The following is an 11,634-nucleotide window of genomic DNA, read 5'->3' on the forward strand; positions in this document are numbered from 1 at the left end:
CGGCCTGATGTAAGTGTGCTTACTTGATTTGCATGCCTGGCTGGGCACCGCTGTCGGGGCTTAACAGGAAGATGTCTTTCCCGCCGGGGCCTGCGGCCATCACCATGCCTTCGGAAACGCCAAAGCGCATTTTACGCGGTGCCAGATTGGCGACCAGCACAGTCAGACGACCTTCCAGCGCAGAGGGATCCGGGTAGGCAGCACGGATACCGGAGAACACCTGGCGGGTCTGACCGCCCAGATCCAACGTCAACCGCAGTAGCTTGTCTGAACCGTCTACCAGTTCGGCTTTCTGGATCAAGGCAACGCGCATGTCGACTTTATCGAAGTCAGCAAAGTCGATGGTGTCTTGAATCGGATTGTCGGCCAACGGGCCAGATGCCGGTTTGGCTGCCGCGGCGGCTTCCTCTTTGGACGCGTCGACCATGCCTTGCACCTGCGCGATGTCGATGCGGTTGAACAGTGCCTTAAACGTACCGACCCGATGATTGGTCAGCGGTTGCGACAGTGAATCCCAGCTCAGTTCCGTTTGCAGGAAGGCTTCAGCGCGTTCTGCCAGTGACGGCAGTACCGGTTTCAGGTACGTCATCAGCACGCGGAACAGGTTGATGCCCATCGAACAAATGGCCTGCAGGTCGGCATCACGGCCTTCCTGTTTAGCAACCACCCAAGGGGCCTGCTCGTCCACATAGCGGTTAGCGAGGTCTGCCAACGCCATAATTTCGCGAACCGCTTTGCCGGATTCACGGCTGCTATAGGCTTCGGCGATGGTCTGCGCCGCGTCGATAAAGGTTTGATACAGCGCCGGGTCAGCCAGACTATCCGCCAGTTGGCCATCAAAGCGTTTGTTGATAAAACCGGCGTTACGTGATGCCAGGTTGACCACTTTGTTGACGATATCGGCGTTTACGCGCTGTACAAAGTCTTCCAGATTGAGGTCGATGTCATCAATACGCGACGACAGTTTGGCCGCGTAGTAATAACGCAGACAGTCGGCATCCAGATGCTTGAGGTAGGTGTCAGCCTTGATGAAGGTGCCGCGTGATTTGGACATCTTGGCACCGTTGACTGTCACATACCCATGTACAAACAGGTTGGTCGGCTTGCGGAAACCACTGCCTTCCAACATGGCTGGCCAGAACAGGCTGTGGAAATAAACGATGTCTTTGCCGATAAAGTGGTACAGCTCAGTGCTGGCGTCTTTACGCCAGAATTCGTCGAAGCTGAGGTCGCCGCGTTTATCACACAGGTTTTTGAATGACCCCATGTACCCGATTGGCGCATCCAGCCAGACGTAAAAATATTTGCCCGGTGCATCCGGTACTTCGAAACCGAAATAAGGGGCGTCGCGGGTAATATCCCACTGTTGCAGCCCGGCATCGAACCACTCCTGCATCTTGTTGGCGACCTGTTCCTGCAACGCGCCGGAGCGGGTCCAGCTTTGCAGCATGTCGCTGAATGCCGGCAAGTCGAAAAAGAAGTGTTCGGATTCGCGCATCACCGGTGTGGCACCCGACACAGCGGATTTCGGGTCAATCAACTCGGTGGGGCTGTAGGTTGCGCCGCACACCTCGCAGTTATCGCCGTACTGATCCGGAGCCTTACATTTCGGGCAGGTGCCTTTTACAAAGCGATCCGGCAGGAACATGCTTTTTTCCGGGTCGAACAACTGGGAAATGGTGCGGTTTTTGATAAAACCGTTCTCCTTCAGCCGACGGTAAATCAACCCGGACAGCTCACGGTTTTCTTCGCTGTGCGTAGAGTGATAGTTGTCGTAACTGATGTTAAACCCGGCGAAATCCTGCTGGTGTTCCTGACTCACCGTCGCAATCATCTGCTCAGGCGCTACACCCATCTGCTGTGCTTTGAGCATGATCGGTGTGCCGTGGGCGTCGTCCGCACAAATAAAGTGGACCTGATTGCCGCGCATTCGCTGGTAACGGACCCAAATGTCCGCCTGAATGTGTTCGAGCATGTGGCCAAGGTGGATCGGGCCGTTAGCATAAGGCAGCGCGCACGTTACCAAAATTTTATTTGCGACTTGAGTCATAGTGGGGAACTTGCTTGTTGGTTGGTGAATAAATTAAGAAGGAGCCTTGATGTTACCCCATCGCGTCGTAATGCGTAAACCTTGCGGCGATATAGGCTGCAACAAAACCCATCCGCTGCTCTTCAATAAACCGACAGAGAACCGTTAATAAACCGACAGAGAGTCTCTGTGTGGACGTGCACGGAAAGCCGTTCCATCCATTTTTTCCATTTCTGCGAGCGGTGTGCGGTACACCCACGCGCAAGCGTTCTGTTATGCTAGGGCCGCTGTTAACGACTTTAATTCAAACTCAAGGAGCCGGGATGAACGATAAACTCCCCGCGCAAAACCCCGAGATGTTGCGCGCCATGGTGAATGGCGTACTGTCCTCCTTTTCGCACCCGACGCTGAAAAATAACCTGACCACCCTTAATGCGTTGCATCATTGTGCGTTGCTGGACGATGTGTTGCATATCGAACTGACCATGCCGTTCGTCTGGCTGAGCGGGCTGGCCGATTTAAAAGACAGCGTCAGTGAGGAATTGCTGCGTTTGTGTGGCGCGCGTGAAGTGGAATGGCGTCTGACGCATAACATCGCCACGTTGCGTCGCGTTAACAATCAGGCTGGCGTGAAAGGCGTGAAAAATATTATCGCCGTCAGTTCCGGTAAAGGCGGTGTCGGGAAGTCCAGTACTGCGGTGAATATGGCGCTGGCGCTGGCAGCCGAAGGGGCTAATGTCGGCATTCTGGATGCGGATATTTATGGGCCGTCGATTCCTACCATGCTGGGGGCGGCCAGCGAGCGGCCAACATCACCAGATGGGCAGCACATGGCACCGATCATGGCGCACGGGCTTGCCACCAACTCTATCGGCTATCTGGTGACGGACGATAACGCCATGGTATGGCGTGGGCCGATGGCCAGTAAGGCGCTGCTGCAATTGTTGCAGGATACGCTGTGGCCGGATCTGGATTATCTGGTGTTGGACATGCCGCCGGGTACCGGTGATATCCAACTTACACTGGCGCAGAACGTACCGGTGACCGGGGCGGTGGTGGTCACCACGCCACAAGACATCGCACTGGTGGATGCCATGAAAGGCATCGTGATGTTTGAGAAAGTGAACGTGCCGGTATTAGGTATCGTGGAAAACATGAGTGTGCACATTTGCAGCAATTGCGGTCATCTGGAGCCGATTTTTGGTACCGGCGGTGCGCAAAAGCTGGCGGAAAAATACCACTGCGCCTTGCTGGGCCAGTTGCCGCTGCACATTTCATTGCGTGAAGACCTGGATCGTGGCGAACCGACGGTAGTCAGTAAACCGGACAGCGAGTTTACCCAGTTGTACCGCGAACTGGCAGGCCAGGTAGCCGCACAGTTGTACTGGCAGGGGGAAGTCATCCCGACGGAAATCGCGTTTCGCGCGGTTTGACCCTCATGAAGCGGATACTGTGAGGTGTGCGGTATCCGTTGCCTTTGGTATTGCGGGCCGGTCATGCCAGTGTGTCGTATCCGTCAGGGAACTGACGCATCTGATCAGAGGATTGGCCTGTGTAATGCTGGCGCGAATCGTGCTAACTCCCTATAATTGCCCGCGTCCAGACACCCTTGACTGTGTTGCGCAATCAACCGCGCCTGTTGCTGATGGTTATCCTTCGGTGCACGATCCCGTGCGAATCGCGCCTGAACCGTCCGGTGTGTCCCCCTCCCTCTTTATTGTTAATCAGGTCTTTATTGCCATGACTGATAAGTCTCGCCAGTGTGTCATCATCGGGATTGCCGGCGCGTCCGCATCCGGAAAAAGTCTTATTGCCAGTACGCTGTATCGTGAATTGCGCGATCAGGTTGGTGATGAACACATTGGTGTTATTCCGGAAGACAGCTATTACAAGGATCAATCTCACCTGACCATGGAAGAACGGGTCAAAACCAACTACGACCACCCGAGTTCGATGGATCACAGCCTGTTGTTGCACCATTTGCAGATGCTCAAAGCCGGTCAGCCGATCGCGTTGCCGCAGTACAGCTATGTGCAGCATACGCGTTTGCAGGAAACGCTACAGATGGCACCGAAAAAGGTGATTATTCTTGAAGGTATTCTGCTGTTGACCGATGCGCGACTGCGCAATGAAATGAATTTCTCCATTTTTGTCGATACCCCGCTGGATATTTGCCTGATGCGTCGCATGCGCCGTGATGTCAACGAGCGTGGTCGCTCGATGGATTCCGTCATGGAACAATACAAGAAAACCGTGCGCCCGATGTTCCTGCAATTTATCGAACCGTCCAAACAGTATGCGGACATTATCGTCCCGCGTGGCGGCAAAAATCGTATCGCCATTGATATTCTGAAGGCGAAAATCAGCCAGTTCTTTGAGTAAGCTGTTCGCTGAGAAAATCCTTAAAGCAGGTGGGATCGGCGTGGTATTTCCGGCGCTGCTGTGGCAGTTTGGACACCTGCAAGAGTCTGACTGGAGAAGATGATGAGACTGTGCGACCGTGACATTGAAGCCTGGCTGGATGATGGCCGTCTGGTGATTACACCACGTCCCCCGATCGAACGGATTAATGGTGCGACGGTGGATGTGCGATTAGGCAATCAGTTCCGGGTATTTAGCGGTCATACCGCACCGTTTATCGATCTGAGCGGGCCAAAGGATGAAGTGAGCGCCGCGCTGGATCGCGTCATGAGCGATGAAATCAATCTGGCAGAGGGCGAGGCCTTTTTCCTCCATCCAGGTGAACTGGCGCTGGCGGTGACGCTGGAATCGGTGATACTGCCCGATAATTTGGTGGGGTGGTTGGATGGCCGTTCTTCGCTGGCCCGTCTGGGGTTGATGGTGCATGTGACGGCACATCGTATCGATCCGGGTTGGCAGGGGCGCATCGTGTTGGAGTTCTATAACTCGGGTAAACTGCCGCTGGCATTGCGCCCGGGAATGATTATCGGCGCATTGAGTTTTGAACCGCTCTCCGGCCCGGCGGCGCGGCCGTATAACCGCCGTGAAGACGCGAAATACAAGGACCAGCAGGGCGCAGTAGCAAGCCGGATAGATAAAGACTAGCTGGGCCAGGTACGACAGCGAATGAGGATGGCATGAGAAGATTGTTTACCACGCTGGTAATCCTGCTGGTGGTGCTGGCCGCAGGCATGACGGCGTTGGTGGTGCTAATCAACCCGAACGATTTTCGGGCTTATATGGTGCGTCAGGTCGAGATGCGTACCGGTTATCGATTGAGTCTGGACGGTGAGCTGCGCTGGCACGTCTGGCCGCAACTGAGCATCCTGTCCGGTAAGGTGTCGGTCAGTGCGCCGGGTGCTGCCACACCGGTAATCAACGCTGAAAACATGCGGCTGGATGTGAAACTCTGGCCGCTGTTGTCCCACAAGCTTGAAGTCAAGCAGGTGATGTTGAAAGGCGCTGTGATTCGTTTGACACCGGATAGCGAAGCGCGTCTTGCCAGCCCGGCACCGATTGCACCAGCAGGGCCATCGGCACCGGAGGCCGATACACCGTGGCATTTCGATATCAATCAGGTTGAAGTGGCCGATAGCGTGTTGGTATTCCAGCGCGGCAACGCACCGGCACTGAATGTCCGGGACATTAACCTGACCATGCGCAGCGATGCGTCCCGCCAGGTGCAGGTATCGCTTTCCAGCCGTTTTAATCGCGATCAACGTGATTTGTCGTTTTCGCTCGACGCTGTACTGAATATGCAAAACTACCCGCAACAGGTTGCTGCGGATGTCAGTAGCATCAGTTACCAGTTGCAAGGCGCGGGGTTGCCAGCAGAAGGTATCAGCGGTAAAGGGACGATTCGCGGCAGCTACCAGCGCCAGCCAGAGAAACTGACCGTCAACCAATTCGCACTTAGCGCCAATAACAGCCAGTTGAATGGGGCGTTATCGGCGACATTCGGCACAGTACCGGAATACGTGCTGACGTTGCAGTCAGAAAAATTGGATCTGGATGCCCTGCTGGGGCTGGCGCATGCTACCTCATCCGGTGACGGTGGGGACAAAGCGGTCATCGCACAACCGGTGTTCTCGCACGACCAACCGCCCGAACCTTATCAAGGCTTGCGTAATTCGATTGCGCGGGTAGCGGTGAACGCGACGACCCTGGTCTACCGCGGTATGACGGTTAAGGCATTTGTGCTGAAAGGTAGTAATCAGCGCGGCAAGGTGAGCGTGACGGATTTTAGCGGTCAGATTGGCGAGGGGCATTTTACCATACCGGGAACTATGGATGTGTACGCTTCTCCGGTTGTCTCTATTCAACCAACGCTGACCGCTTTGCCGCTCGCTACGCTGTTGCCGGTGTTTGAGTTGCCTGACGGTTTGGACGGGAAAGTGAGTCTGCAAGGGCGGCTGAGCGGTAATGATCTGTCACGACAGGCGTTTATCTCTCAGTGGCAGGGCTCTGCATCAGTTCAGGTTGACCAACTGCGGCTTTCCGGGTTGAACATCCAGCAGTTGATCCAGCAAGCGGTCGTGCGCAATAACAGCAGCGTTCAAGCCCCTGATGACTATAGTCGCTATACCGATATCCAACAGATGAGTGGTGAGGCAACGCTTAACGCGGGCAAACTGAATTTGCAATCGTTGTCCGGGCAGTCAGCGGCCCTGACGTTAGGGGGGGATGGTCAGTTCGATTTACCGGCCCAGCGCTGCGACATCAATATGAATGTGCGGGTGAAGCAGGGATGGAAAGGAGATGACCGGTGGGTGCAGATATTGCAGGATACCGCTATCCCATTCCGGCTGTACGGTGAGTTCGGTAATCTAAACTACCAGTTGCAGGTCGATCAGGTGCTGCGTAAACGGCTACAGGATGAGATGAAAAAACGCCTGAGTGATTGGGCGGAGAAAAATCAACCTGCCGCTAAGGCCCCGGCCACAAATCCGTAATGTGCCTGCGGTATGTTTGATGAAACAAGAAAGGCGACTCAGGTCGCCTTTCTTGTTGTCATTACCCCCGTTGCTATGACATACCGACTGATTTGTCGCGTGAGTTACACTTCATAATCCGGCTGTGGGTCAGTTTCAGGGATAATCAGCACCTTCATGATGCGATGACTCTCTACCGCCAGTACCCGGAACAAGGTATTGTCGATATGTACTTCATCCCCTTCCTGGGGAATCTTCTGCGCATACTCCATCAACAGACCTGCCAGCGTGTGGTATTCCCGTTTTTCATCCAGTTGCAGTGGAATGTACATCTGTAGGTCTTCGACTGGCAGATAACCGTTGGCGATGAGCGTACCATCGTCGTTTTCCTGAATATCGTGGCGGGCGTCCAGCTCTTCCCCTTCCAGCGGCAGATTACCGGCAATGGTTTCCATGACGTCGCTCAGGGTGACAACGCCTTCAATAGACCCAAATTCATCAGCGACAAAGGCGAAATGTGTGTGAGCCTCACGGAATTGTTCCAGCGCCGACAGCAACGATAGTTGCTCCGGAAATACCAGTGGCTGGCGGATCAGTGCCCGCAGATCCAATGCCTGGCCGTTTAATTGCTGGCGTAGCAGGTCTATCACGTGCACCACACCTAACGGCTCACTGGACACATGGCTGTCGAACATCACCAGCCGTGTGTGTTGGTTTTTCTCCATCAATGCCGGGATATCGGCGGGATCGCTGTTGATATCCACCTGCTCGATATCATGGCGGATGGTCATGATACTGCTGACAGAACGTTGCGACATGCCGAGTACGCGCTCGATCATGCGCTGTTCCTGCCGGTTAAACACTGGCTGGTTGGCATTGCTGGTGTTATCCGCTACCCGTTCGGTGGCGGGTTTGTCACGCTCCGCCTCGTCATGTTCGCCGCGCAGTAATCGCAGTACCGCCTCAGCGGTGCGTTGGCGCAATGGGGTCGATGAAGAGAGAAAACGCCGACGGTTGAACTGTGCCAGCTGGTTGAGCATTTCGATCATCACTGAGAAACCAATGGCAGCGTAAAGGTAACCTTTTGGAATCAGGTAACCAAACGCGTCCGCCACCAGGCTGAAGCCTATCATTAGCAGAAAACTCAGGCACAGAATCACGATGGTGGGGTGTGCATTGACGAAACGTGTCAGGGGTTTGCTGGCCAGCAGCATCAGCCCGATGGCGATGGTCACTGCGGCCATCATTATAAGCAGGTGATCTGTCATCCCGACGGCGGTAATCACCGAGTCCAGTGAGAATACGGCGTCCAGCACCACTATCTGGGCGACTACCGGCCAGAAGCGCGCCCCTTTACGTTGGGTTTGCTGCGCCTGATCTTTACCTTCCAGCCGTTCGTTCAGCTCCATCGTGGCTTTGAACAGCAGAAAAAGGCCACCAACCAGCATAATCAGGTCGCGTGCGCTAAACGGATGCCCATGAACGCTAAACAGTGGGTGAGTCAGCGAGACCAGCCAGGAGATGGAGGACAGCAGCACGAACCGCATCAACAAAGCCAGCAATAACCCGACAACTCGCGCCCGATCGCGTGATTTTTCCGGCAATTTCTCCGCCAGGATGGCGATGAAAACCAGGTTGTCGATACCCAGGACCAGTTCCAGCACCACCAGAGTAGCCAGACCGGCCCACATTGTCGGATCAACGATCCATTCCATAGGCTGAGTTCACCTTTTCCTTTTCAAATTACATTGCGCATAGCGTATCAGGCGTTGCGTCGCTCAACCATAACGCGACCGATCTCGATTGATAGATATCAAATTACCGGGCAACGCTATCCCACTTTTCTCCTGTGAGAGTGATCACAATACTTTCAGCAAGATGGAATGGATTGCAATGCATTTTGAGAAACAGAAAAAACAGTAGTTAGGTCAAAAAACAATCTATTTCATTAAGGGGGTGCATTATATGCCGAATGCACTAAAACGTCGGCAAAATAGCGCAATCGGTGGCCTCATTAGGTGTTTGCTAATGTGTTAACAGTATTATTATATGAAAGTGAAATATTTATTAAGATGTCTCCTATATATTTATTTCATTGTTTTTAAAGAATAAAAATATTCTATGTCATAAGATGAATTGCATGGAATATTAGTATTTTTCCGAAAAAAAACATCAGGGAGATATTTGTCTTGTTATAAACAAATATTTTTTACTACTCTCCGGTGTGGCGATATTGACACAACTTTAAAAATATTTAATTCGAAACTTTAGTGTCATTAATGTTTTTGCAAGCCATTTTTACGAGTCAGTTAATGACGAGTCACAGCAATAGTTGGGCGAGTCTGGAACAACATTGAGGCAGCGAGTTGGTAGCTACAAGCCAAGGGCGGTAGCGTACCTGAACCGCTCTCCCGCAAGCGTACGCTGGTGTTTCAGAATATGCCCTCCATGACGTTGAAACCGTTCAGCTACCGGATTGCCGGTTAGTGATGAGCGAAACGGCGACAAGGTCGATGGGTCCACCGTGAATCCTGACGTGTGGGCTGCCTGTTACTCACTTGACTGAAAGGCGATGGCGTAAGCATGTTTACTCTGACACGAAAACCTATACCGCTGGCACAACCAGCGACATTTCCCCCGACCGGCGCACTATTCGCCTCCGCGTCGCCTTGTTCTGCCCACAGCGATGTAACCGCGCGACCTGATGAAACGACTTGTTTTCGATTGATTCGTTTTCAACCGGCTGGTGCTCACGCGCTCCCTCACTTTTCAAATACGATTTTCAAACACAATGTTCGGATAGCAACGTCGCGTTATGCCGCCGTTTTATCCACCTGGTTTCCCACGCCGGGAGTCCTTCGGGTTGTCGTGCCCGACATTCTGCGGCTTATCCGCTGACATCACCGTTTTGTTTTCTTTTTGAGCGCGTTGCTATAGCGACGGCAGCTCTGGTTATACGAATTTGACGTTGGAACAGGAGCGAAAATACATCTCATCAATTCATTACCGATCAGCGCATGAGCGAAAAGCGTCTGGTTGCCCGAAGCGGGATCGGTCAAGCAATGCTGCTCTTTTGTTTCTTACTTTACTAAAAAGCGATGGCATAAAGGATGTTAAAACCAACACTGAAAGTTATACCGCTGATGTTGTCGGCGACATTCCTGGCGGGTTGTACGCTGGTGCCAGGCACACACCTTTCTACCAGTGGAAAAGAGGTCATAGAACAGCCGGATGATGATTTCAATATCAATAAGCTGGTCAACATTTACCCTATCACCCCATTGCTGATAGATAAAATGCGCCTGCGACCGGCGATTGCCCAGAATAACCCGTCGCTGGAGGCGGAACTAAAACGCTACGAATACCGCATTGGTATCGGCGATGTACTGATGGTAACCGTGTGGGATCACCCGGAATTGACCACACCGGCAGGGACTTACCGTACGGCTGCCGACACCGGTAACTGGGTTCACGCCGACGGCACCATTTTTTATCCCTATATCGGCAAGATGCGTGTCGTGGACAAAACACTGACCGAAGTGCGTGATGAAATCATGCGCCGTCTGGCGCAATACATCGAATCACCGCAGGTAGAGGTCAGCGTCGCCGCATTCCGTTCACAAAAAACCTATGTGACAGGGGAAGTGGTGCACTCAGGGCAACAACCTATCACCAATGTACCGCTGACGATTCTGGATGCCATAAACAATGCCGGTGGGTTGAGCGAGTTCGCTGACTGGCGCAACCTGGTATTGACGCATAACGGCAAGGATGAACGGATTTCCCTACAGGCACTGATGCAAAACGGAGATTTGTCTCAGAATCGCCTGTTGTACCCCGGCGACATTCTGTTTGTACCCCGTAACGATGACCTGAAAGTTTTCGTGATGGGGGAAGTGAATAAACAATCGACCCTGAAGATGGATCGTAGCGGCATGACGCTAACCGAAGCGCTGGGTAGTGCAGAAGGGATAAACCAACAGGTGGCTGATGCGACCGGCATATTTGTTATCCGTCCGCTACGCGGTACGCAAGGGCCAAAACTGGCCAACATTTATCAGCTCAACACCAAAGACGCTACAGCACTGGTGATGGGATCTGAGTTCCCGTTGCAACCCTATGACGTGGTGTATGTCACCTCTGCGCCGGTCGCACGCTGGAACCGCCTGATTTCGCAACTGGTACCGACTATCAGTGGGTTTAATAACCTGAGTGAAGGCAGCTTGCGCGTTCGTAACTGGCCGTAATTACCGAGGGAGGTGTTGATGTTTAACCGTATTCTGGTCATTTGTGAGGGCAATATCTGCCGTTCACCGACCGGTGAGCGTTTACTCAAACAGGCCTTGCCGGAGAAAACCGTGGCCTCCGCTGGTTGGCGAGCGATGGAGGGGAAACCGGCCGATGAAACGGCCAGTCTGGTCGCCGCTGAGCATGGTATATCGCTAGATGGACATGTTGCGCGTCAGTTGACCTCGCCGTTGTGTCGGCATTACGACCTGATTCTGGTGATGGAAAAGGCTCAAATTGATGCCGTGTGCCGTTTCGCCCCGGAAGTCCGGGGGAAAACGTTGTTGTTCGGGCACTGGTTTAACCAGCAGGAGATCACCGACCCGTACCGTAAGAGCCGGGAAGCCTTTGAGTTTGTGTATACCCAACTTGAACAATCTGCCCGTAAATGGGCACAGGCGCTGAGCCGTTAACCAGTCAGGGATT

Annotated in this window: 8 protein-coding genes; 6 read left to right on the forward strand and 2 right to left on the reverse strand. The window is 53.3% G+C overall.

Features of this window, described 5'->3' with window-relative positions; genetic code table 11:
- Window positions 1-19: 19 nt before the first annotated feature.
- Window positions 20-2,050 (reverse strand): methionine--tRNA ligase, encoded by a 2,031-nt coding sequence (metG, locus tag FAZ14_RS09270; RefSeq protein WP_016941906.1) that lies wholly within the window; start codon window positions 2,048-2,050, stop codon window positions 20-22.
- Window positions 2,051-2,352: 302 nt separating this feature from the next.
- Here metG and apbC point away from each other — a divergent pair, with 302 nt between their 5' ends.
- From apbC to asmA, 4 genes are all read left to right on the forward strand, one after another.
- On the forward strand, window positions 2,353-3,462 hold the full coding sequence (gene apbC / locus FAZ14_RS09275; RefSeq protein ID WP_016941905.1) for an iron-sulfur cluster carrier protein ApbC: 1,110 nt from the start codon (window positions 2,353-2,355) through the stop codon (window positions 3,460-3,462).
- Between the two features lie 307 nt (window positions 3,463-3,769).
- A complete protein-coding gene (gene udk / locus FAZ14_RS09280; protein WP_029456405.1) occupies window positions 3,770-4,411 on the forward strand; it encodes a uridine kinase in 642 nt (213 codons plus the stop codon).
- Window positions 4,412-4,513: 102 nt separating this feature from the next.
- Window positions 4,514-5,095, forward strand: a complete 582-nt coding sequence (gene dcd / locus FAZ14_RS09285; protein ID WP_016941903.1) for a dCTP deaminase — start codon at window positions 4,514-4,516, stop codon at window positions 5,093-5,095.
- Window positions 5,096-5,127: 32 nt separating this feature from the next.
- Window positions 5,128-6,942, forward strand: a complete 1,815-nt coding sequence (gene asmA, locus FAZ14_RS09290) for an outer membrane assembly protein AsmA (protein ID WP_038926055.1) — start codon at window positions 5,128-5,130, stop codon at window positions 6,940-6,942.
- Window positions 6,943-7,046: 104 nt separating this feature from the next.
- On the opposite strand, the gene FAZ14_RS09295 is transcribed toward asmA, so the two are convergent.
- The gene (locus tag FAZ14_RS09295; protein WP_153508424.1) at window positions 7,047-8,636 is read right to left on the reverse strand and encodes a TerC family protein; all 1,590 of its coding nucleotides are present in this window, start codon (window positions 8,634-8,636) and stop codon (window positions 7,047-7,049) included.
- Window positions 8,637-10,031: 1,395 nt separating this feature from the next.
- Here FAZ14_RS09295 and FAZ14_RS09300 point away from each other — a divergent pair.
- Window positions 10,032-11,168, forward strand: coding sequence for a polysaccharide export protein (locus tag FAZ14_RS09300; protein WP_016941900.1), 1,137 nt, complete (start codon window positions 10,032-10,034; stop codon window positions 11,166-11,168).
- An 18-nt stretch (window positions 11,169-11,186) separates the two neighbouring features.
- Window positions 11,187-11,621: an arsenate reductase/protein-tyrosine-phosphatase family protein gene (locus FAZ14_RS09305; protein WP_016941899.1), complete on the forward strand. Its 435-nt coding sequence runs from the start codon at window positions 11,187-11,189 to the stop codon at window positions 11,619-11,621.
- The last annotated feature ends 13 nt before the right edge of the window (window positions 11,622-11,634 follow it).

Source organism: Dickeya oryzae, assembly GCF_009372235.1.
GTDB lineage: Bacteria > Pseudomonadota > Gammaproteobacteria > Enterobacterales > Enterobacteriaceae > Dickeya > Dickeya oryzae.